A 22,555-nucleotide genomic window follows, 5' to 3' on the forward strand; every position below is an offset into this window, starting at 1 on the left:
GGTGATGGCTGGTTGAGCAAGCAAAGCGCGCTAGGCTTCAAAAGATAAGAAGGTTTATTTAGTGTCCACTTTATTGACAGAAGACCACAGTGAAGGAATCAAACAAACCAGGCCGAGTGCCTGTTGGACGCGGCACCGGATGTGTGACCGCACCGAAATGTTCCGCGGCAAACAGTCTTTACAGCAAGGGACGGATCGATACAAATGATTGCTGGAACAGGACAATAAAGATTTGAAACGAATGACCGTTGGACGCGGCACCGGATGTGTGACCGCACTGAAATGTTCCGCGTCCAACAGTCTTTACAGAAAGGGACGGATCGATACAAATGATTGCTGGAACAGGACAATAAAGATTTGAAACGAATGACCGTTGGACGCGGCATTGGATGTGTCATCGCACTGACCTGTTCCGCGGCAAACAGTCTTTGCAGCAAGGGACGGATCGATACAAATGATTGCTGGAACAGAACAATAAAGATTTGAAACGAGTGAATATTTGATGAGAACGTTACAAAAAATGTGGTTCAGGAAGCGAACGATACAAATATTTCCTGGAACAGTACAATACATTTTTCATTCGATTGAATAATTGTCTGAAGCAGTACAATAACTCACGATAACAGTACAATTCCACAATCCTCCGTCTCCACCCCGCTCCCCTCTTCCACACAAAAAAGAAGACAGCTTACTACAAGCCAGTCTCCTCTTTATTCTCAATCACGACCTGCGCAGCCGCGTATTCCTTTGTATGAGTAATGGTCACATGCACCTTGCCACAGCCGCTGTAGTGAATAAACGGCTTTCCTCTTTCATCCTTTTCAATGTAAATATCCTGAAAAGAGCACTCTTTTCCGATACCTGTTCCGAGTGCTTTGGCGAAGGCTTCTTTTGCAGCAAATCGTCCGGCCAGAAATTCGATCCGTCGTCCCCCTGTTAATTGTTCGAAACGCTGAAGCTCTTGTTGAGTCAAAACGCGGTCTGCTATTTTCGGCTGCCTGTCATATAATGCTGCGAGCCTGTTGATTTCCACGATATCTAAACCGATTCCATGAATCATCTTGTCACCTTTTTCGTATAAAATCCTGTATGATAAAAAGACACCGATCACAGGGAGGATTTTAATGTTTTCTCGTAATGAAAGTCTATCACAGTTTATCAGGTTATATCCTGTCATTTCATTTCTGGTGGCGGCAAATCTGCTGATTCATATTGCCACGCAAATCCCCGGGGAAATCGGCTTTACGACATTTTGGACACTTGCGGGTGTGAACGGTCTGATTGCACAGGGTGAGTACTGGCGGTTGATTTCGTCTGTGTTTGTCCACGCAGACTGGTGGCATCTGATTTTTAATATGTTTGCTCTGATTATTTTCTCTCCGGCTCTTGAGCGGATGATTGGCTCTTTCCAGTATGCGATCGTGTATACATTGGCAGGGCTGATCGCGAGTACGATGACCTTTGTTTTTCAGGGTCCGGCTTATACATCTGTCGGGGCCAGCGGAGCGATTTTTGGCGTGTTTGGCTTATACGCAGCGATTTATTTTATTTACCGCGAACGGGCGCCGATGGAAATCCGACAGGTCATGCTGCCGCTGATTATTATCAGTGTGATCATGACGTTTTTCGGAAGCAATATTAATGTTATCGCGCATTTAGGCGGACTCGCAGCCGGCTTTTTTATCGGAATGTTTATTTTCCAGTCTAAAAAGAGAACATAGAAAACGGGTATCCCTGAGGATACCCGTTTTTTATGTCTCCAATTCCCCAATGATTTCCCTTGCCTCCGGATTTGAAACAGCTTCCGGGCGATACCAGTCCATCATCGTCTCTACATCTTTTTTATCCAAATGCTCTACGCTTGTGGAGCTTCCTCCAATAGCGGATTTAATGGTTGCTGTGATCGTGGCAACCCGACCTTTGCGCTGGAAGTAGGTTTCGGTCCATGTTACGGATTGAATACGCTTTTTCTTCATATATACAATCTGCTTACTGACTCCCCTGAACCTCATGACAAGCTGGTCTCCTGACAGGTTATAGCCTGCTGTGCGGTATTGCATCCAGCCTAGCAAAATGGATACCGGGATCAGGGTAAGTGACAGCAATCCGATCGGGAAAAAGAACCAGGAAACCGGAATGATGACAAATAATGAAAAGAACAGCTTCCAGAAAATATAGCGGAAGATCGATCTTGATGGCGCTCCTTTAAAATCAACATTCCACTCATAGTCCGGCAGAATCTCATTCAAAATCGGAGTGGCTTCATTTTCCTTAATCATCGGCAGCAGCCTGATGGCATTTGAATCTTTTTCAAGGACCGATCCTCCCGCGCTCTCAATTGTTACGGATGTGTAGCGGAACGGTTCACGTACAATGTTCTGATCAAAGCGTATGCCCTGAATTCTTTTTAGAGGAACGGTCGTCTGCTTTTTCTCAAGCAGCCCGCGTGTTATGACAATATCTTTATCAACAAGTCTGACGGTAAAATCAGCATAGCGCAGAAAGGTCATCGCCACTGCGATAAGCCAGGCGATTAAAAAGACGAGTACAATCAGGATGCCGGCGAGTAAAAATCCGGTTTCCACGAATTCAATCAGCTCGTTAAAAACCGTTTCATACGGAATCAATTCTCCAAATTGGGAGAGAAAGATAAGTACACCGCCGAGAACGACGCCAGCTCCACCGGAAGTCGTTGCCATGACGATCAAGTCCTTCGGGCTCATTTTGTAAAGGACGCGGTCATCCACTTCCGGTTCTTCTGCAACCGTCAGCTCCGGATCGAGCCCTTTTTCCTTCAGCTTCTTTTTAGCCGCTGAAATCATGCGGTTTAATTCATTCGCTTCTTCCTTCGTGATCGCAGTGAGAACTGCTTCTGAATCCAGGTCGGAGGAGGATCCGGCTGTTTCCACTTTTATTTTCACTAACTTGAATGGACGGTGAAGAATGCCTTCTGAATAGTTCAGACTTTGAATCCGTTCGAAGTGAATGTAACGCTTTTTCTTCACAAATAAGCCCTGTTCAATGCGCAGCTCGCCTTCTTCAATCCAGTATTTAAAACGCCACCACTGAATGACACCTGAAAAAATCAGCAAGATGATCAGACCGGCTGTAATTAGAATCGGAACATAGTCGAGAATTGAGCCACTGTTTCCTGTTCCTCCATTGACGAAAAACAAAATAACGATCGGGATAATGGCTTCTTTGATAGCTTTGGCAGCATTAATAACGGTCGTAATCGGATGCAGTCTTTTTTCCTCAGACATCGTCTTCAGCCACCCTTGCCAGTGCCGAAATGGAATCTCTCAAAGCATCGGCTTCATCAATATCGAGCGCTGGAATCTGATGGAGTGTGGCAGCTGTTGAAATGGAGATCGTTGCAAGCCGGTATTTACGTAGGATCGGCCCCTGCTCCGTATCAACGTGCTGTACCCGGACCATCGGCACAAGCGTACGCTTCACAATAAAGATGCCGTGCTGTAATTCAATTTCCTCTTCTCTTACTTCATAACGCCATCTGCGCCACTTAAGCGTTGGAAATACATAAACAAATAAAATAATTTCTAAAATCGGAACAACTACTCCGCCCACAATAAACCAGACAGACCAGTCAAATAAAACAGCGAGCGTGATCACACCTGCTGCAATGATCGTCGTGATAATGGCAGAAATCCATCCGTAAAGCTTCCAGACAGTCAATGCCCGTTCGGAAATTCTCATCTTTGGTTCATTACTTCCCATAACGTTCTCCCCATTCTGTTGTCTTACTCATACTGTACCATACGTTTCATCACCCTTATACGTTTCAATAACCGGACATTCTTTTTTCAATGTTTCTTTCAAGTTTTTGAAAAATGCGCAGAAATTTTTTCAAAAATAAGAAACCTTTTCATGGAAAATAATGTACAATAGGAAAGGATTATTCAAGGAGGAAAAGATATGAATCGTGAATTTGCAGAAGGAAATATGGTTTGGATTGTACTCGGAGTGATCACACTCTTATTAGGAGCTGTGCTCGCATTCGTGGCACCTAATCTGATGCACTACATGTTGTTTACATACGGTGATTCTATATTGGTGCAGACGCCTAATATCTCAAACGTACTGTTTGCTGTCTTTGTCGTATTATTATCTTTATTTTTCTTCATGATGTATAAAGAAAGTAAAAAAATTAAGCTGACAGGTGCCGCATTGCTGCTGATCTCTATTGTCTTTCTTGCGGTCAGCATGACAAACTATACTGTCGTGCGTGAGGCAGCCATTTTCCACAGCGATGTACTCTCGATCACGAGTGAAAAATATGAGTGGACAGATGTAGAGGATGCAACACTGCTAAAAATGAATGATGATATTCCTTACAATTCACTCGTTCTTAAGATGAATGATGGAACAGAGCTTGAATTGAAGCAGGGTGAATTTGATTTTCAAAAGAATAAAATCGAAAGCATGCTGCTGTCAGTCGGTGTTGAATATCAGCTGACAGACCGCTAAACAAAAAAATCGCTGTGCACATGATGTGCACAGCGATTTTTCTATTTATTACTGACCTTCACGAGTCGTACGGCGTGGCTGACGCTGACGGCTGTTGTAAGGTTTGCCGCCTCCGCCTGATTTACCGCCACGGTTACCACCGCGCGCGCCAAACTTTTTATCGTCTGAACGGAAAGGCTTTTTCTTTTTAGATGCAAGTGGCTTTTCTGGAGTGATATCCACTGGCGTTTCGTCCGGCTCTTTAGTCAGGATTTTCAGAGCAGCAGCGATTAGATCAAGTGGCTCTTCTCCATCGTTTAATAGCTCACGTGCAAGTACCTTGTACTCTTCAAGGTTGTTTTTCTTAAGCGTTGTTTTCAGCTCGTCGATCGCTGCACGCTGAAGTCCTTCAAGTGCTTCTGAAGTACTTGGCGGATGCATTTGAGACATTTTCTTTTTCGTCGTCTGTTCTACCACACGAAGGTAGTTCATTTCACGAGGTGTTACGAATGTCATTGCCATACCTGTTCTTCCTGCACGGCCTGTACGTCCAATACGGTGAACGTAGCTTTCAGGATCCTGAGGAATATCGTAGTTGTAAACGTGTGTAACGCCTGAGATATCAAGTCCGCGGGCAGCTACGTCTGTTGCAACTAGTACATCAATGCGGCCTTCTTTAAACTTCTTCAGTACGCTCATACGTTTCGCCTGAGTCAGGTCACCGTGAATTCCTTCAGCCATATAGCCGCGGATTTCAAGAGCACGTGCAAGCTCATCAACACGGCGCTTTGTACGTCCGAATACGATCGCAAGCTCAGGTGACTGAACGTTTAGAAGACGTGATAGTACGTCAAACTTTTCACGCTCATGTGCTTTTACGAAGAACTGCTCGATGTTTTCAACCGTCATTTCCTTCGCTTTCACTTTTACTGTTTCCGGCTCTGTCATGAAACGCTCAGCAATCTTACGGATTGGCGCTGGCATTGTTGCAGAGAATAAAAGTGTCTGGCGTGTTTCAGGAAGGTTTTTCAGGATTGATTCGATATCATCGATGAATCCCATGTTCAGCATTTCATCCGCTTCATCAAGTACAAGCGTCTGTACTTCGTCAAGCTTAAGCGTACGGCGGTTAATGTGGTCAAGAAGACGCCCCGGCGTACCAACGATGATGTGAGGACGCTTCTTCATTGCGCGGATCTGGCGCTGAATGTCCTGACCTCCGTATACAGAAAGAACGCGAACGCGCTTGTCTGCACCGATTTTGTAAAGCTCTTCCGATACCTGAATCGCAAGCTCACGTGTTGGTGCAATGATCAGACCCTGAATGCTTGAAGAACGAGTGTCGATCTTCTCAAGCATCGGAATTCCGAATGCAGCTGTCTTTCCTGTACCAGTCTGTGCCTGGCCAATGATGTCCTTACCTTCTGTTGATAATGGAATGGTACCAGCCTGAATCGGCGTAGCCTCTTCAAACCCCATACGTTTAATTGATTTTAAAATTGCTGGACTGATTGGTAAATCTGAAAAAAGTGTCAAATCCTTCATACTCCTTTTTTGTTTAAATCATCTAACCTTCATACATAAAGCCAAGATCGCTCAGAAGACTGCGACTGCTTTTTGATCGTTGTCCTGTAACGTATTAAATAAGGGGCACTTCTTCCCCAAAAAGAAAACTCGGTCATAGGCCGAGTGCGTCAGAGATGCCAATTTTTTAATTGGTCTTTCATGTTGGACAACCAACAAAATATACACGGATGCTGTATGTCTCAGATGGACAAACGGTTGATTCAGCAGGACTGAAGCACCGTGTATTCAGAAATATATATCACACTCTTCTTAATCGTAAGAGAGCTTAATGTTTAAGTTCAGCAGATGTCTTACGTATCTTATCACGTCTTTTTCCAAAATACAATCATCCATCATCAGGATGTTCGTCCTGTTTTAAAAAGAAAGCGATCTCATGAAAAAGGTCATCACAGTCCGGCCCATAGCAGATCAGGTGTTTCGACCCTTTTGATAAATATAATTTTTTTTGATACGTTCCAACCCTGTCATAAACGAAACGGGCAGCTCTCGGTGGAACAATGCCATCCATCTGACCCTGTGCAATAAAAACAGGCACTCTGATTTTAGATAAAAGCGGAACCATGTGTGAGGCAAGCTTTCTGAATTCCCATGCTGAGCGGATCGGGGTGTTTAACACCTTATATTTATAATGACCAAACCATTCATTTTCATGCAGGGTTCTCCGGATCGCATCCTTCATCATTCCGTTCATATCCTGAAAAATCTGCCTCGGATTAATATATAACGCAGCAGCGCTCAGCAGAACCAATTTACTGACCGGATAATGAATCGTCAGGTAAGATGCAATCAAACCACCCATCGAAAAGCCGACTACATAAACCTCATCGCAATAAAGCAGCAGGCGCTCAAGCTCCTCTTCCGCACACAGCAGCCACTCCATCGCAGTCGCCTGCCTTAAATCCAGGTGACGCCCATGCCCGGGCAGCACCGGCACCGAAATAATCCAGTCAGTATGCTCACGCAAATATCTGGCGAGTGGATTCACTTCGTAAGCACCACCTGTAAATCCATGTAAAAGCAGGCATCCTGTCTGTCCCATCGTCTTCCCTCCGTTAAATGTCTGTGTTGTGATTATACCCTTGAATAGGGTTGTTGAACCCCTTGAGAAAGCGTTGTATGTGGTTTGGTAAGGGTAGGGCGGCTTTAGGAGTAAGCAGTAAAATTAATTGTTGAAACGAGTGATTGTTGGACGCGGCATCAGATGTTTTATTTACTGGTCTCTTCCGCGTCAAACCGTCTTTATAGCAAGGGGGTGAATCGATACAAATGTTTGTTGAAACAGTACATATCCAGTTTGAAACGATACAATCCGGAGACAATTCGTTACAAAAAGTGGGGTTCGAGAGGATATCAATACATATCAATCGCGGAACAGTACATATCATTTTTCAAACGATTGAATTCATTTTCGATACGATTGATAAATCAGCCGGAACAGTACAATTATTTAAAGTGCTATCACAATCGCCAAGAACGTTCAGCGTGCTTATCTTCACGGGTAGGTCAAAGCTCACAATTCTGCGAAAGTCGCATCAAATTCTTCGAAACACATTAAACATTTTCCGAATCCCATTCCATATCCTGCGAAACATCGCCTGCATCCTATGAAACTCCGCCAAAATCCCGCGTAACCACCCTTACACAACATAAAATGGCTGAGACAAATTTCTGCCTCAGCCACCCTCACTTACTATTTAAACGCTTCAATCACTTTTTCAAGTGCCATGCCACGTGAGCCTTTTACTAAAATCAGGTCTCCTGCCGCGACGTGTTTGCGGAGCTCTTCAGCTAAAGCAGCGTGATCGTCTTCAAAGCTGAAAACATTTCCGCTTAGGCGGCCGGCTTCTTCAGCCATCCATTTGGATCGCGGACCGAATGTAAACAGGGCATTGATCTGAGTAAAGTCGATTTCACGGCCAATGGCACGGTGGAATTCCTCTTCCATTTCACCGAGCTCAAGCATATCGCCAAGCACCGCAATCTTCTTCCCTTCTGCCTTCGCTTCCTTTAAGAAACCGAGCGCTGCACGGACAGATGTCGGGCTTGCATTGTACGCATCATTAATGAAAATTTCTCCAGCGGCTCCGGTTACACGCTCCATACGCATAGAGGTCATTTCCATTGCTGAAAAGCCTTCGGAAATTTCTTTCGCTGACATGCCAAGGTGAAGGGCAACGCGAATTGCTGCAAGTCCGTTCAGCACGTTATGTCGTCCTAAAACCGGGATCGTTATCCAGTCGCAGCGTTCTGACCCTAACTGGACACGGCTTCCTTCATCAGAAATCTCAACCTCTTTCGGATAAAGTCCGTTTGTTTCTGAATAGCCGTAGGAAGCACTTTTAATACCCGGCGTCTGCGCCACGAGTTCCTGCAATAACGGCTCATCTCCATAATAAAACAGCAGACCGTTTTCACCGAGACCATCGGTAATTTCAAATTTCGCTTTGGCAATCCCTTCACGTGAACCGAGATCCTGAAGATGGGATTCACCGATATTTGTAATCACGGCAATATCAGGCTGGGCAATCGTGGACAGCAGTGAAATTTCGCCAAATCCGCTCATCCCCATCTCAAGGACGGCAACATCTGTGTTTTCTTTGATGTTTAGCAGCGTCAACGGCAGCCCGAGCTGATTATTTAAATTCCCCTCAGTTTTCTGCACGGCAAATTGTTTGGACAATACACCTGCAATCATATCTTTCGTTGTCGTTTTACCGTTACTCCCGGTGATCGCCACAACTTTAAAATGCTGCTCTTTTCTATATTCAGATGCAAGTTTTTGTAACGCTTTTTCAGAATCATTTACGAGCACTAATGGCAGATCCTCCGGCGGGTTCGGAACATCCTTTTGCCAAAGTGAGGCTCCTGCTCCGTTTTCAATCGCCTGTCGGGCGTATTTGTGGCCGTCTGTGCGCTCTCCTTTAAAAGGGATAAACAGGTTTTGCGGCTGGATGGTGCGGGTGTTGATGCTCGCACCATCTACAATGACATCTTTAAAACGCGCTGCTGGAGCATCTGTTCCAAGCATCGCGGCAAGTTCAGATAATGTTTTTCTCATCAAACAGACTCCTTATATCGAATATTTCAGCTTTTGCTTATCATCATAGCGTTCCATGCCGAGCTTCACCAGTTTTTCGATCAGTTCCGGATAGGAAACGCCTGTGTTTTCCCATAGAAGCGGGAACATACTGTAAGGCGTGAAGCCTGGCATCGTATTGATTTCATTAATGAAAATTTCGTTTTTCTCTGTCACGAAGAAATCTGCACGTACGAGTCCTGAGCAGTCTACTGCCTGAAATGCTGTTTTGGCCATTTGCTGAAGCTCTTCTGCCATTCCTTCCGGCAGCTCTGCAGGGATGATCATGACAGAATCTCCATCCACGTACTTCGCCTTATAATCATAGAAATCTTTTTTCGCGACTATTTCACCAGGTACAGACACTTCAGGGAACTCATTTCCGATGACACCGAGCTCGATCTCACGCGCTTTTACCCCCTGCTCAACAATGATCTTACGGTCGAACTGGAATGCTTCCTCAAAGCCTTTCTCCAGCTCTTCTCGATTTGTACATTTGCTGATTCCTACGCTTGAACCAAGGTTCGCAGGTTTAATAAAGCACGGATAGCCGATTTCATCCTCTGTTTTTTGATATGCTTCTTCACGATTTTGTTCCCATACGGCGCGCACAAAAGAAACGTATTCCACCTGTGGAAGTCCAGCATCACGGAATAGGTTTTTCATAATGACTTTATCCATTCCTGCTGAAGAAGCAAGTACGCCATTTCCAACGTAAGGTACATTTAATACTTCAAGCAGCCCCTGAACCGTTCCATCTTCACCATTCGGTCCGTGTAAAAGCGGGAATACGATATCATAGCCGCGCTCTGTGTTTCCCTGAATAGTCAGCACTCCCTCAGCAGCTGAAACCTCACGATCCGATCCGAACTGAAGCTGCTTCACATCTTCAACCGGACTTGTCAGAGCCGGTCCCTTACGCCATTCTCCGTCTTTTGTAATGAATACCGGATCAATGTCAAATTTAGAAAGATCAAGCGCCTTAATCACCGCTTTGGCCGTTTGCAATGATACTTCATGCTCAGCAGATTTACCTCCGAATAACAGACACAGCTTTGTTTTCATCTATAAAATCCTCCATTTAATCACCAATTTTATTCTTCATCTATCTTATCATGTTTTATTATTCGTTAAATGAGTTTGTTGAAGCGATTTTTTGTTTTTTTACTATAACAAAAAACCTAGTTTGTGACGAAACTCCCCTTCATATAACTGATAATTCACAATAATTTTATTATTATTATTTAAACTTTTCTACTTAACAAGACCTATTTAACGCGTTATAATCCCTCTATCAAACACAACTGTACACAACAGGAGGACTACATCATGAAAAAAATTGGACTTCTTCCCAGAATTATCATCGCCATCGCACTTGGTGTGGCAGTCGGGAGTATTGCCCCTGAGCGCGTCATCCGCATAACTGCTACATTTAATGACCTGTTCAGCGGATTTTTATCATTCGCCATCCCACTGATCATTATCGCTTTTATCGCACCAGGTATTGGCGCAATGGGTCGCGGAGCAGGAAAAGCGCTTGGACTGACAGCAGGTATTGCTTACGCATCCACTGTTTTAGCCGGGCTGCTTGCATTCGCCAGTGCAACTTTTCTATACCCAATTTTACTGGACTCTCAAGCCTCCCAGGCATTTGAAAATCCTGAAGAAGCTTTGCTGAGCGGATTCTTCAGCATCGAAATGACACCAGTAATGGGCATCATGTCTGCTTTGTTACTATCATTCATCTTAGGAATTGGAACTTCTGCATTTAAAAACAGTGCTCTTCAAAAAGGACTGGAAGAATTCCGTACGATTATTCAAATGCTGATTGAGAAGATCATTATTCCGCTTCTGCCGTTTCATATTTTCGGTATTTTTGCGAACATGACACAAGGCGGTCAGGTATCAGCGATTATTAATGTCTTCCTGCTTGTTTTTGCAATGATTATCGTGCTGCACCTGCTGTATCTTGTGATTCAATATAGTGTTGCCGGCTCACTTCACGGTAAAAATCCATTTGGCATGCTGAAGAACATGATGCCTGCTTACTTTACGGCACTTGGTACGCAGTCATCTGCTTCAACAATTCCGGTAACGCTCGAGCAATCGAAAAAAATGGGTGTCCGTGAAAAGACAGCGGATTTCTGTGTGCCGTTACTGGCTAATATTCATTTATCAGGAAGTACGATTACCCTTGTCAGCTGTGCCATGGCGGTCATGCTCATTCAGGGTGAGACGGCTACATTCAGCCAGATCTTCCCGTTCATTCTTATGCTTGGTGTGACAATGATCGCAGCACCAGGCGTACCGGGTGGAGCAGTTGTTGCCTCACTTGGTCTTCTTGAGTCTATGCTCGGATTCTCAGGAGCTATGACTTCACTGATGCTTGCGCTGTATCTTGCACAGGATAGCCTCGGAACGGCTACAAACGTAACAGGCGACGGTGCGATCAGCTCCATTGTAGATCGTTTTACAAAAGGCCGGGCTGTTAAGGAAGAGAGTGTGACGAAGGCAGGGTGATGGCTCACCGGTTTGTCTGATTTTGAAAGTCGTGCCAGGGCATTCCTCAGGAGTCTGCGGAATGACCTGGCACTTTTAATATTTTCAAGTTACTGTATGTAAAATCATTCTTGAATTAATGTCGATAGAACAGGTAAAACTGTCGATTGCCAGACCATTACTGTTGATAGGGCAGCAACTTATGTTGATAGGTGCATGAAGATCGCACATTTCGTTAATAGGAGCTCAATTATTGTCAGTAGCGTGGACGAGACTGTTGATAGCAGATCATTTTCTGTCATTAGCCCTTCAGAAAATGTTGATTGCCGGCTTGCCACGTCTACATCCGGCACGGTTTTAATTAAAAACACACAAAAAGCTGTCCACTAATCGGACAGCTTTTTTAATTCCCTCATATACCTCACATCAATCCAGTCTTTCCACAGCCACGCCCATTTACCGAACCGCACAGTTTTCCCGTATAGCGCGAGTGCTTTTTTGTTGCCGGTCGCGAGCAGAATCAATCCTCTTTTTTGCGGTGTATAATCATTCAGCTTTTCACGTCTCAGGCTGGCTGCCAGGTTGTGGACCAGTGTCTTACCCTGCCTTACTGCATACACCCCGCTTTTCGCTAACTGCGGATGGGTGGTGAGTGCGGCACAATCTCCGACTGCAAAAATATCACTGTGATCAACCGTCTGAAGGGTTGCGCCAACGCGTACAAATCCTTTTTCATCCGTTGAAAGTCCGGATTCACCGAGCCATTCCGGAGCCTGTGCGCCCCCGAGAAACATGACTTCCTGGTAGGGAATATCGCGGTCATGTTCCGTATAAACGTAACGGTCATCGACTTTTACGGCGCGATCGTTTTTAAAAAATTGAATGCCTTTTTGCTGAAAGAGTGATTCAATCACCGGATCTGCCTGTTCATTTACAAAAGGGCCGGATGAAATAACGGTAATCGTATCGTATTTGCGTCCACGCTTTTCTTTCCATGCGTGAAACGAAAAAGCCATTTCACAGGCTGCCGCTCCGCCACCAATGATGACTAATTCCCGGGCCATCTGACAGGCTTCCATCCTCTCCGGGAAAAGGTGGGCAGGTTTGATATGAACCTGCCTTTCCTGCAGTCCTTCGATAAACTCCGGTGATGTATGAGACCCGACGTCGATCGAGAGGCGGTCATAAAAGAAGATCTGACCCGATGACACAACGACCTTTTTCTGGTCAGCCTGAATGGATTCAACAGCTACTTCCATAAAGTCTATTTTTTTATCCAGGCAAAGCTGTTTCAGATCAATCCTGATTTCTTCTAAAGAATATAATCCTTCGGCATAGCCTGAAAACATTCCAGAATAATAATGATAGCGGTCGGGGGATAACAGGACCCATCTGATGGACCGGTTTCGATCCGCTGAGAGAGTTTTGATGAGTTCAAGGTGTGTATGTCCGCCTCCCGCCAAAATAACTGTATACATAATATCCTCCTGAACTTTCTTAACTGAGCAGTTTTTTTGCTTCCATAAAACGCTGTCCCGCTGTGAACACTTCGACTGCAAAGAATAACAATGTTGTCCACAGGACGATTCCCGGAGCAAGCATCATCACAGTCAGAAAAATAAAACCTTCTGTTCTTTCAGCAAGCCCCGCCTGATAGCGGAATGATTTGACTCCATTGTTTTCTGACACATTGCCAACCGTCAGAAAAATCGTCATAGAGATCACGATGGAGGACATGAGCAGAAGCGCTGCCCACATAATTTCAGGATGCAGAAAAGCGACACCCAGGATGACGCTGATCTCAACAATCCGGTCAAACGTCACATCCATGACGGTACCAAATGGAGATGTTTTGGTTGCACGGGCCATGGAGCCGTCAACTGCATCTAGAAAGCCTGAGAGCCATAAAACGATGACGGCTAGCAGGGGTTGTCCAATATAGTAGAGCAAGCCGGATGATACTCCGATGATGAAGGCACCAATCGTTACCTGATTGGCTGTAAGTCCGGTTTTTAACAGTCCGTCAGCCGTTTTTTGAATAACGGGCTGTACATATTTTCTTGCATGCGTATCAAGCAGAGCGGGCACCTCCTATTCTTTTTCGTTTTTTTGAAGACCCAGCCATTCTGCGACCCGTTTCCTGAAAATAATCGGGATGGAAATGACCACAGCAAAAAATGCAAGGCCCAGTAAGATGACACGCATATCACCTTCCGCCACGCTCGCACCTAAAAAGCTGTATCCGATCGTTCCCGGCAATATGCCTATAACTGTGGCAAAGAGAAAAGCTCTTATTTTTACATTGGCAAGTCCCGCTGAATAGCTGACAAGGTCAAAATTCAGCAACGGAGCAAGACGTAAAACGAGGACGTACACAAAGCCTCGTTCCTCCATTTTTTCAATGACAGTTTTGATCCGCCCCTCCTGCATTCGCTGGATAAAAGCACGATTAAATTTACGTGCAAGCAGATAAGCTGTCATCGCACTTAATGTTGCACCAATCATGATATACATGAATCCGTTCACTGCACCAAAGGCAAGCCCTCCAGCCAGCGAAAGAACGGAAGCCGGAAACAGGATGAGCGGACGGACCGTATACACTAAAATAAATAGAATCGGTCCCCAGAAACCAAATGATTGAATCCATTGCTGAATATCCACCGGGCTGAAATTCAAATATTCATTATTTACCCATAACAGAAGCAGGATGGTTACAGTAACACTGATGATGGGCAGTACCTGACGCATTCTCATTCCCGTACGACTGCCTCCTTTATCATTCAAACCTTTTGATGAAAGCAAGAGGGACGCCAATGAACCCTGTTTGATCTGTATTGACAGACTGGTCCCGCGGAACCGGAATCACATACCGTCCCTGATCCCCGGACAAACGGATATGGGCATATCGCTGTCCATGCTGATACGTATCATTTACCCATTCTGCCTGAAAGCATTCATAGCCCTCCTGCTTTTCTGACAGCCACTCCAGATGCTCCGTTAAACAATAAGAGTCATGATCAAGTACAAAGGCGTCGGAATACAGTCTCGCAACCAGCCTATTGACTGGATGATCGTATACTTCTTTCGGACGTCCCTGCTGCTGAATGACCCCTTCTGCCAAAACTGCAACCCGGTCACCGAGCAGCATGGCCTCTTCGCGATCATGCGTCACAAAAATAGAGGTTGTGTTTTCTTTTCGCAACAGCTCTTTTACCCATCCTCGAAGCTCACGGCGAAGCTCGGGATCAAGGCTTGAGAATGGTTCATCAAGCAACAGCAGTTTCGGCTTTAGAATGAGCGCACGGACAAGCGACACGCGCTGCTGCTGTCCGCCGGATAAAGCATGTGGGTATTCATTTTTATAGTCTTCAAGCCCAACGAGCTTTAAATATTTCAGCCCTTCTATCACCGCTTCTCTTTTCGCGGTGTGTAAACGCAGACCGTACGTGACATTTTCAAGAATCGTCAGATGTGGAAAAAGCAGCGCCTGCTGAAACACCATTCCGATCGGACGGTCTTTTGCTGCAGTCTGCAAAATGGAGTTCCCCTCAATCAGGACTTCCCCGGATGTAAAAGCTTCAATCCCCGCCAGACACCGCAACAGTGTTGACTTCCCTGTACCGGATGGCCCTACAAGTGACAGTACCTCCCCTTCTTTTAGAGAAAATGAGAGGTTACTGAATACATCATTTTTCTTAAATTGTTTTGATACATGATCTACTTCTATAAATGGACGGCTCATAAGGCACCTCGTTTACTTATCGAAAATCTTCCTGTCAGCACGGTTGCGACAAGCTCTACAAATAACACAGCTAAAACCGGTAAAATCGCAAAGGCAACAGAGAAAGCTGCCATGACTGTGTCATCAACCGATTGAAGGAAAGGATAGTAAATGATTGGCAGGGTAATCACATTACCTCCCCCAATAATAGCAGTCAGAACATACTGACTCATACTAATCGTGACTGTGAGAAAAACAGCACTGCGGATGCTCGGCATCAGCATGGGCAACTCAATCGTCCGAAAAACATGCCAGCCGCCCGCTCCAAGCATTTTCCCCTGCTGAAGCATATCCGGATTCAAGCGGTCATAGCCTGATTTCATGACTTTGATTGTGTAGGGAATCGTCGGAACAAGATGAACAATCGCTACTCCGAGCCAATTGTTAGCAAGGCCGAGGCGGATCATCGTGATATGCAGACCCACAGCGGCAGCCATTGCCGGCAGAAAAAGAGGAAGTACAAGCAGCACTTCAAGTGCACTTTTCCCTCTAAATTCAGAATGTGATAAAGCTTTCCCAGCAGGAATTCCTGTAAAAAGATTTAAAAAGGTAACGACGAGTGCAATGACTAATGAAATAGCCATCGCATCAAAAATGCGGGCATCCATCAAAAACGTTTCCCAGCCCCTCAGCGTCCAGTCAAAGGTAAAGGGCTCACCCCACCTCCAGACAGGTGTGAAACTTTTAACAATTAGCAGAATAGCCGGAATGAAAAACAGCAGAAAAGCACTGCCGTAAAAAATCCACTTTTTCATACAGCGCTCCCCCTAATACTGATGACTGCTTTTTGACAACAGCCATCTTCTCCGGTTCATTAAAGCAAATGATAGTAGCGCAATCGCGCCTAATATGAATGCAATTAAACATAACAGTCCAAATGCGTAGGATCTCTCTTCCCATGCTGCCCCGTAAAACCAGTCATAAGCAAGGACAGCGGTCATCTGAGGATACGAAATACCAAGTAGAGCAGGCACCTCGTATGCTGTGAAAATAAAGGCTGTTAAAATAAGCGTAATTTCAACGATGACCGGCTGTACCCAAGGCCATTCCACCGTTTTAAACCATTCTTTTCTGCCTCCGCCAAGCACCGCAATGACTTCACCGTATTGCTTTGGCAGCTGTAAATAAGCAGGCAGCAGCATCAGAATCACAAACGGGATCTCCTTCCACAAATACGTGATGATGATCCCAACGCCATAAGCATCCTGCGTCAGCACGGGAAATGCTTCTCTTGATGACAGCCAGCCTGCCTGGTAGAAAAATGACGAGATCAATCCACTCTGACCGAGCAGCAGCAGTACGAAGTAACCCCACACAAAATGAGGAAACAGCATTGGAATCCATACGAGCCATTTTCCTCCGGGCTCATCAATGAAGGAATAAAACCACCTCACAACTGCCCACCCAATCAGAACGGAAAGAAAGACAGAAACAAACGTAATCGACAGACTGTATCCCAATGACTCAATCAATCGCCTCTGCATGAAAAGCTCTCCGTAATACGCCCATGTCCAGCCTTCCGGCGAGCGGATACTTTCTGCAAAGGCCATCACAAGACTATATACAATGAGCAGCAAAAACAGCAGTGCCGGGATGAGCAGCACTGCCGGTTTACTAGTCTGATACCACTTCATTAATCCACTCATCCTCTATCCACGGTACATAGGCAGCATCCACTTCAGGAACAAAAGATTCTAGTAGCGCTTCCTGACTCAGCACGGTAGCACCCCGGTCGAGTTCCTCGAAGCCAGCCAGATTGTCACCGTCCAGTTTAGACGGGTCAATCGGTGTATTTTCCCCCCAGTATTGAGGATCAAGCTTGGCAAGCTGTGCCTCCGGCGTTAAAAAGAAGTTAATTGCCGTCAGCGCCGCCTCTTTTGATGGGCTGTTATAAGGAATCGATAAAAAGTGCGTGTTACCAATAGATCCCGGATCTTCAAGGACAAACGCTTTTGTCGTATCAGGGAAAATCCCGTCAGCGACGAGTGATTCTGCACGTGCCTCGTTGTACCCCATTGTCATCCATACTTCGCCCTGACTGTACAGTCGATCCAGTTCCTCAAGTGTTCCCGGATATGTTTCTCCGCCGCGCCACAGGTTAGACTCAATTTCATTCAGGTAAACCCACATGCCTGCTGACTCTCCCGCTGCAAACTCTTCTGAAAATGGCTCTTCTAGTAAGGTATCAACAGATGACGCTGTCCCGTATAAGATATGTCTTAAAAATGCATTACCCGTAAAATCATCTGCTGCAGGGTACGTAAATCTTCCCGGATTTTCCTGAATCCACGCAGATAACTCTTCAAGGTTTGATGGCGGCTCATCAATCTTTGAGGAATCATAATGAAAGACGAATTGCACCTTTCCCCACGGCGCTTCATATCCTTCTGTTTCCGTACCAAAATCATAAGCAAAATCCAGACTTTCTGTATCATAAAATTCTTCAAAGGCAGGCAGTTGATCCGTGATCGGACCATACAGCAGCTCGTTTTCCTTTGCCCGCTTAAAATTCTCACCGTTCATCCAGATGATATCGATCGTGCCATCGTCCTGCCCAGCACGTTTTTCAGTCTCAAGCTTTTGAATAATTTCATTCGTATCAAGAGGAATTCGCTCAAGCGTCACATCGTAGGCTTCCTTCAGGGCCGGAATGGCATAGTCGTCGATATAACGGTTAATCCCTTCATCTCCGCCCCACATATAAAGACGGACTGTGTCACCTTCAGCTTCTGCCGTTATTTCATCCCACGTCAGATCACTCAGCTCCTGTTCCTGCTGGTCACCATTTGTCATATTACATCCGGCCAGAAACACAACTCCAGCCATTGCAAACATTCGTTTTTTCATTTTTTCCACCTCAACAGTTATTATTCTGTATACGATTCATCTATTTAAATAGATCATTTTAATTCAGCATCTGTAGCTGTCTTTTTGATTTTATCTTTTATTTTTCGACGATCCTATTTCTCATGCTCTCAAATATGTATACAGGACCGGTTTGAGACTTTAAAAAAAGTACCTGATTCCACTGATCAGGTACTTGGATATTTAAAGAATAGCCGTCCATTCTTTCGTTTTCCGGTCGAATGAAAATACAGCTGCCGGCTCTCTTTTTGATTTAGCTTTCATATCGTCCTGAAGATCGTCCATATTGGAGTAATCACCGACCACCCAGACAGGCAGCTCAATCTTTCCTTTACCCCCAATACCATGCTGGACTGAAATAATGACCCCATCCCTCAGCAAATGGGAAAGTGACATCACAACTTCTTTTGGAATCGCAGGAAGCGACTTCTCCTTTTTCCACTGAATCAGGCCCCTGCCACCCTTTTTGGCATTCCACTTTTCAGGCACAACGGTTCCGACCAGCTGAAAAAAATCCGGCCACTCCCGGTAATATGTTCGGTTTAGCAGACCATCCTCTGAAGATAGGTAGGCAAATCGGTTATTCAGCTTTTTATAAAATGGCGTGTTGAGGTGATGCTTCATATGCCCGATATATAGAAGCTCTGCGATTTCCTGAGGGGACATTTCATCAAGACCCGCCTCGTCCTCAAAGTCAATCCAGCAGAAATCCCCATAAGAGGCTACATCTTCTTTGACAAGCTTGGACACCTCGTCTGCGTTCACGTACTCAAGGTATGTATGCATATTAAATGACGTTTGCTCGTACTGGTGTTTAACCAGAAGTAAATGATGGAGATGATCTGAAAGTGCATGATAAAATTCTTTGAATTCGATTCCGTTAGACATGACAAAATCCTGGGATAAATTCAGGTGTAAATAAATCCATCCCTGTGAACCCGCCTGATTTTTCATGTGATCATCTCCCCGTCCGACTGTGATATACCTCATTGTATCAAATTGTCTGTCTAACGCGAAAAAATAACTTCCCGAAATCATGTCAAATTTAAGAACATCCGGTCTAACATCCTTTCTTTTTCTTTTGATCCGTTCTTATTATTATGAACAGTTTGTCACATTCGAAACTTCCAGTGCCTGTTTTACGTCTATTCAATAGGCACCTCTGACGAAAGTAGCAGACTGATTTTATCAGGATGAGACTTCTTGTGAATTGTGAAGAGGTGCATAATCTGATACGCTGATACTGAATGTCAAAGGAAATAATAGAATCCAGGTGAATAGATTGAATAATAATAATAACTTTTCAGACCGAATTGATTGGACACTTGCCAGTCTTTTAATATTGTTTATGATCTCGAGTGTTGTCGCCATCGCATCTGCGCAAACAACAGGGCAGTACGCTGCACTTGGCACGAACTTTGCGCTTAGACAGGGCGCTATTTATGCTGTCGGCTTCGTTATGATTGCTTTTATGATGTATTTTGATATGGATCAGTTCAGAAAGCTCGCATGGGTCTTTTATGGATTCGGCGTGATCCTGCTGGTCGGTTTACTTATCCTTCCTGAGAGCATTGTTCCTTACCGAAATGGTGCTTACAGCTGGTATTACTTCCCGCTTATCGGCACACTGCAGCCCTCAGAGTTTATGAAAACATTTACTGTTATTGCCCTCGCCCGGGTTGTAACCGTTCATAATGAAGCATTTGTTAACCGTGATGTAAAAAGTGATCTCTGGTTGCTTGTTAAAATCGGATTAATTTCAGGAATTCCATTCGTTTTAATCAGCCAGCAGCCTGACCTGGGTACAATGCTTGTCTTTATTGCCATTACAGTCGGTGTGATTCTCGTATCCGGTATTTCATGGAAACTGCTGCTTCCTACATTCGGCACGATCACAGCTGTAGCCGGCGCAGCACTCTATTTTGCGATTTTCCGTCAGGACCTCATGGCCAGATACTTTCAAGATTACCAGCTGCGAAGAATTTACTCGTGGCTTGACCCTTACTCGTATGCGTCCGGCGATGCCTACCAGCTGACAACTGCGATGAGCGCGATCGGTTCCGGGGAGATATTCGGAAAAGGGTTCCAGGATCGCCAGGTGTATGTGCCGGATAACCATACAGATTTTATTTTTGCCGTTATTGGCGAAGAGTACGGATTTATCGGGGCGAGCTTTGTTGTCAGTTTGTTTTTCCTTCTTATTTATCATTTGACAAAGGTCGCGCTTGAGACGAAAAGCCAGTTTAATGTGTACGTGTGTGCCGGTGTGATCAGTATGATTACCTTCCATGTCTTCCAGAATATCGGGATGACGATCCAGCTGCTGCCGATTACGGGTATTCCATTACCTCTTGTCAGTTACGGAGGAAGTTCGCTGATTGGTACATTGTTTGCACTGGGGCTATTGTTCTCGATGCGTTTTCATCACAAAACCTATATGTTCTCTTCCGAAGAGGAAAATTAAAGAGCCGTTTGCGAACGGTTCTTTTTTTATGTTTTTAGAATCGTGCCAGGTCAGCTTTTTATCAATCACATGACAAAAAATACCCCTTAAGTTTACCTGAAACAGACTGCTCCTAAAGATACAAAACCCTATCTTTAAGGGTTTTATAAGAAACCAAATCCCGTTCCATTTATTTGTAAATGAATCAATAGTACGAAATCCGAATCTTTTTTGTTATTTTAACATGATGAATTTTACGCTTCCTTTACTTTCCATAAAGAAATGGTAAATCTACTTGTCGTCACATAAAAGTTTTCGCATACTTGCGTTGTACATATCACAAACGCGCTAAGCGAAAGGAGTTTTTCACATGTGGAAAAAGGCAACGTCTATTACGATGGCAAGTGCATTACTTTTAGGAAGTGCTGTTTATATGAACGATCAGGCTGAAGCGAATAACGGAAAAGGTAAAGGTGCTAAGAAGGATCAGAACGTCATCCTGCTTATTCCGGACGGTTACTCTGCTTCCCAGGCTACTGCATACCGATGGTTTAAAGGTGAAGAGTCTGTAATGGATGAACATCTGGTCGGAATGATGAAAACTCATTCAGCGGATACAGAGGTTACTGACTCAGCTGCAGCGGGTACAGCGATGGCCACTGGCGAAAAGACAAATAACGGTATGATCAGCGTGACACCGGATGGAGAAGAAATCGAAACGGTACTTGAAAAGGCTGAAGCAAATGGAAAGTCTACCGGTTTAGTTGCCACTTCTACGATTACCCATGCCACACCGGCTGTATTCGGATCTCATGTAGCATCACGTAATGACGAGGATTCTATTGCCCCACAGCTGCTTGAAAACGATGTTGATGTTCTTTACGGTGGAGGCGCCAAATACTTTACAGATGAAATGATGGAGCAGGCAGAGGAAATGGGCTACAGCTTTGCTGAAAAAGCTGCCGATCTTGAAGGTGTCAGCGGGGAAGAAAAAGTACTTGGTCTATTTGCTGACGATGCAATGGCAACTTCTCTTGACCGAGAAGGTACAGAACAGCCAAGCCTTGCTGAAATGACTTCTTCTGCAATTGATGTCCTGGATCAGAATAAAGATGGTTTCTTCCTGATGGTGGAGGGAAGCCAGATTGACTGGGCAGGTCATGCGCATGATATCGGCTGGTCTATGAACGATACAAAGGACTTTGAGGATGCAGTAAAAGAAGCACTGGAATTTGCTAAGAAAGATAAGAATACAACCGTGATTATTGCAGGGGATCACGAGACTGGCGGTATGAGTGTTGGTGATCAGGATCTTTATGATACAAATCTTGAGTTTGTCCGTGGTATTACCGCAACGGGTGATATGATGGCTGAGATGCTGAATGAAGACCGCTCTAACGCAGCTGAAGTTGTGGAAGAACATACAGGTCTTGTTCTAACTGAGGAACAGGTCGCAGAAATTCAGTCTGCTGAAGAGGATCGCGTTGCCATTACAATCAATCAGTTTGTCAGTGAGGAAGCACTGATCGGCTGGACAACGGAAGCTCATACAGGGGTGGATGTACCTGTATACGCATTCGGCCCGGGTAAAGACGAGTTTGCAGGGCTTCTTGATAATACTGATATTGCAAAAAACATTGAGGAAGTATTGAAATTAAAATAAATATTTACGGACGGACAGGCTGAGGCTTGTCCGTCTTTTTTTGAACGTGAGGTTGTCGGAGGAATTCTTGAGGTGCGGGGGTGAGTTCGTCAGGTTGCTGTGGACTTTCGTGAGGTCACCTCCCACATTCGTGAGCTCCGGTCAAACATTCGTCAGTTTCACTCTAAAAGACCC

20 protein-coding genes are annotated in these 22,555 nt (G+C 44.9%); 5 read left to right on the plus strand and 15 right to left on the minus strand.

The genetic code is table 11. The annotated features are described in order from the left end of the window. Positions 1-691: 691 nt before the first annotated feature. Positions 692-1,060 (minus strand): holo-ACP synthase, encoded by a 369-nt coding sequence (gene acpS / locus E2491_RS08255; RefSeq protein WP_134374857.1) that lies wholly within the window; start codon positions 1,058-1,060, stop codon positions 692-694. A gap of 64 nt (positions 1,061-1,124) precedes the next feature. Here acpS and E2491_RS08260 point away from each other — a divergent pair, with 64 nt between their 5' ends. Then, complete coding sequence (locus E2491_RS08260) at positions 1,125-1,721, plus strand: rhomboid family intramembrane serine protease (protein WP_134374859.1); 597 nt, start codon at positions 1,125-1,127, stop codon at positions 1,719-1,721. Between the two features lie 30 nt (positions 1,722-1,751). On the opposite strand, the gene E2491_RS08265 is transcribed toward E2491_RS08260, so the two are convergent. Both E2491_RS08265 and E2491_RS08270 read right to left on the minus strand, forming a co-directional pair. Further along, complete coding sequence (locus E2491_RS08265) at positions 1,752-3,263, minus strand: PH domain-containing protein (RefSeq protein ID WP_134374861.1); 1,512 nt, start codon at positions 3,261-3,263, stop codon at positions 1,752-1,754. Beyond that, positions 3,256-3,738: a PH domain-containing protein gene (locus E2491_RS08270; RefSeq protein WP_134374863.1), complete on the minus strand. Its 483-nt coding sequence runs from the start codon at positions 3,736-3,738 to the stop codon at positions 3,256-3,258. The genes E2491_RS08265 and E2491_RS08270 overlap by 8 nt, the downstream gene beginning before the upstream one ends. 198 nt (positions 3,739-3,936) lie before the next feature. On the opposite strand from E2491_RS08270, the gene E2491_RS08275 reads away from it, so the two are divergent. Next, positions 3,937-4,488 carry a hypothetical protein gene (locus E2491_RS08275; protein WP_134374865.1) on the plus strand — a complete coding sequence of 184 codons (552 nt, stop codon included), beginning with the start codon at positions 3,937-3,939 and terminating at the stop codon, positions 4,486-4,488. Between the two features lie 48 nt (positions 4,489-4,536). On the opposite strand, the gene cshA is transcribed toward E2491_RS08275, so the two are convergent. The 4 genes from cshA to E2491_RS08295 all read right to left on the minus strand — a co-directional run bounded on the left by cshA (position 4,537) and on the right by E2491_RS08295 (position 10,195). Then, a complete protein-coding gene (gene cshA / locus E2491_RS08280; protein ID WP_134374867.1) occupies positions 4,537-6,003 on the minus strand; it encodes a degradosome RNA helicase CshA in 1,467 nt (488 codons plus the stop codon). Positions 6,004-6,379: 376 nt separating this feature from the next. Further along, positions 6,380-7,093, minus strand: a complete 714-nt coding sequence (locus tag E2491_RS08285) for an alpha/beta hydrolase (RefSeq protein WP_134374869.1) — start codon at positions 7,091-7,093, stop codon at positions 6,380-6,382. 651 nt (positions 7,094-7,744) lie between these two features. Further along, on the minus strand, positions 7,745-9,112 hold the full coding sequence (locus tag E2491_RS08290; protein ID WP_371414463.1) for a UDP-N-acetylmuramoyl-tripeptide--D-alanyl-D-alanine ligase: 1,368 nt from the start codon (positions 9,110-9,112) through the stop codon (positions 7,745-7,747). Between the two features lie 12 nt (positions 9,113-9,124). Next, positions 9,125-10,195: a D-alanine--D-alanine ligase gene (locus tag E2491_RS08295; RefSeq protein ID WP_134374873.1), complete on the minus strand. Its 1,071-nt coding sequence runs from the start codon at positions 10,193-10,195 to the stop codon at positions 9,125-9,127. Between the two features lie 264 nt (positions 10,196-10,459). On the opposite strand from E2491_RS08295, the gene E2491_RS08300 reads away from it, so the two are divergent. Next, positions 10,460-11,650 carry a dicarboxylate/amino acid:cation symporter gene (locus tag E2491_RS08300; RefSeq protein WP_134374875.1) on the plus strand — a complete coding sequence of 397 codons (1,191 nt, stop codon included), beginning with the start codon at positions 10,460-10,462 and terminating at the stop codon, positions 11,648-11,650. 365 nt (positions 11,651-12,015) lie between these two features. On the opposite strand, the gene E2491_RS08305 is transcribed toward E2491_RS08300, so the two are convergent. The 8 genes from E2491_RS08305 to E2491_RS08340 form a co-directional block, all read right to left on the minus strand. Beyond that, positions 12,016-13,107: an NAD(P)/FAD-dependent oxidoreductase gene (locus tag E2491_RS08305; protein WP_134374877.1), complete on the minus strand. Its 1,092-nt coding sequence runs from the start codon at positions 13,105-13,107 to the stop codon at positions 12,016-12,018. Between the two features lie 19 nt (positions 13,108-13,126). Continuing rightward, positions 13,127-13,708: a CDP-alcohol phosphatidyltransferase family protein gene (locus E2491_RS08310; RefSeq protein ID WP_134374919.1), complete on the minus strand. Its 582-nt coding sequence runs from the start codon at positions 13,706-13,708 to the stop codon at positions 13,127-13,129. A 12-nt stretch (positions 13,709-13,720) separates the two neighbouring features. Further along, the gene (locus E2491_RS08315; RefSeq protein WP_134374879.1) at positions 13,721-14,383 is read right to left on the minus strand and encodes a TVP38/TMEM64 family protein; all 663 of its coding nucleotides are present in this window, start codon (positions 14,381-14,383) and stop codon (positions 13,721-13,723) included. Between the two features lie 22 nt (positions 14,384-14,405). Beyond that, positions 14,406-15,371, minus strand: a complete 966-nt coding sequence (locus E2491_RS08320) for an ABC transporter ATP-binding protein (RefSeq protein ID WP_134374881.1) — start codon at positions 15,369-15,371, stop codon at positions 14,406-14,408. Then, positions 15,368-16,165: an ABC transporter permease gene (locus tag E2491_RS08325; RefSeq protein ID WP_134374883.1), complete on the minus strand. Its 798-nt coding sequence runs from the start codon at positions 16,163-16,165 to the stop codon at positions 15,368-15,370. Before E2491_RS08325 ends, E2491_RS08320 begins: the two co-directional genes overlap by 4 nt. Before the next feature lie 12 nt (positions 16,166-16,177). Continuing rightward, complete coding sequence (locus E2491_RS08330; RefSeq protein ID WP_166805831.1) at positions 16,178-17,044, minus strand: ABC transporter permease family protein; 867 nt, start codon at positions 17,042-17,044, stop codon at positions 16,178-16,180. Continuing rightward, a complete protein-coding gene (locus E2491_RS08335) occupies positions 17,025-18,257 on the minus strand; it encodes an ABC transporter substrate-binding protein (protein WP_134374887.1) in 1,233 nt (410 codons plus the stop codon). The genes E2491_RS08330 and E2491_RS08335 overlap by 20 nt, the downstream gene beginning before the upstream one ends. 201 nt (positions 18,258-18,458) lie before the next feature. Then, on the minus strand, positions 18,459-19,229 hold the full coding sequence (locus tag E2491_RS08340; protein WP_134374889.1) for a hypothetical protein: 771 nt from the start codon (positions 19,227-19,229) through the stop codon (positions 18,459-18,461). 328 nt (positions 19,230-19,557) lie between these two features. Between E2491_RS08340 and E2491_RS08345 the strand changes: the two genes are divergently transcribed. Both E2491_RS08345 and E2491_RS08350 read left to right on the plus strand, forming a co-directional pair. Next, positions 19,558-20,739: an FtsW/RodA/SpoVE family cell cycle protein gene (locus E2491_RS08345; RefSeq protein ID WP_134374891.1), complete on the plus strand. Its 1,182-nt coding sequence runs from the start codon at positions 19,558-19,560 to the stop codon at positions 20,737-20,739. Between the two features lie 349 nt (positions 20,740-21,088). Beyond that, entirely contained in the window at positions 21,089-22,381 is a 1,293-nt protein-coding gene (locus E2491_RS08350; RefSeq protein WP_134374893.1) for an alkaline phosphatase, read from the plus strand. The last annotated feature ends 174 nt before the right edge of the window (positions 22,382-22,555 follow it).

The organism is Jeotgalibacillus sp. R-1-5s-1, assembly GCF_004405105.1.
Lineage (GTDB): Bacteria > Bacillota > Bacilli > Bacillales > Jeotgalibacillaceae > Jeotgalibacillus.

Coding starts and splice junctions, on each gene's coding strand:
- E2491_RS08270 (WP_134374863.1), bottom strand. CDS start 3,738: ATGGGAAGTAATGAACCAAAGATGAGAATTTCCGAACGGGCATTGACT.
- E2491_RS08295 (WP_134374873.1), bottom strand. CDS start 10,195: ATGAAAACAAAGCTGTGTCTGTTATTCGGAGGTAAATCTGCTGAGCAT.
- E2491_RS08325 (WP_134374883.1), bottom strand. CDS start 16,165: ATGAAAAAGTGGATTTTTTACGGCAGTGCTTTTCTGCTGTTTTTCATT.
- E2491_RS08265 (WP_134374861.1), bottom strand. CDS start 3,263: ATGTCTGAGGAAAAAAGACTGCATCCGATTACGACCGTTATTAATGCT.
- E2491_RS08275 (WP_134374865.1), top strand. CDS start 3,937: ATGAATCGTGAATTTGCAGAAGGAAATATGGTTTGGATTGTACTCGGA.
- acpS (WP_134374857.1), bottom strand. CDS start 1,060: ATGATTCATGGAATCGGTTTAGATATCGTGGAAATCAACAGGCTCGCA.
- E2491_RS08335 (WP_134374887.1), bottom strand. CDS start 18,257: ATGAAAAAACGAATGTTTGCAATGGCTGGAGTTGTGTTTCTGGCCGGA.
- E2491_RS08350 (WP_134374893.1), top strand. CDS start 21,089: ATGTGGAAAAAGGCAACGTCTATTACGATGGCAAGTGCATTACTTTTA.
- E2491_RS08260 (WP_134374859.1), top strand. CDS start 1,125: ATGTTTTCTCGTAATGAAAGTCTATCACAGTTTATCAGGTTATATCCT.
- E2491_RS08290 (WP_371414463.1), bottom strand. CDS start 9,112: ATGAGAAAAACATTATCTGAACTTGCCGCGATGCTTGGAACAGATGCT.
- E2491_RS08330 (WP_166805831.1), bottom strand. CDS start 17,044: ATGAAGTGGTATCAGACTAGTAAACCGGCAGTGCTGCTCATCCCGGCA.
- E2491_RS08315 (WP_134374879.1), bottom strand. CDS start 14,383: ATGAGAATGCGTCAGGTACTGCCCATCATCAGTGTTACTGTAACCATC.
- E2491_RS08285 (WP_134374869.1), bottom strand. CDS start 7,093: ATGGGACAGACAGGATGCCTGCTTTTACATGGATTTACAGGTGGTGCT.
- E2491_RS08300 (WP_134374875.1), top strand. CDS start 10,460: ATGAAAAAAATTGGACTTCTTCCCAGAATTATCATCGCCATCGCACTT.
- E2491_RS08320 (WP_134374881.1), bottom strand. CDS start 15,371: ATGAGCCGTCCATTTATAGAAGTAGATCATGTATCAAAACAATTTAAG.
- E2491_RS08340 (WP_134374889.1), bottom strand. CDS start 19,229: ATGAAAAATCAGGCGGGTTCACAGGGATGGATTTATTTACACCTGAAT.
- E2491_RS08305 (WP_134374877.1), bottom strand. CDS start 13,107: ATGTATACAGTTATTTTGGCGGGAGGCGGACATACACACCTTGAACTC.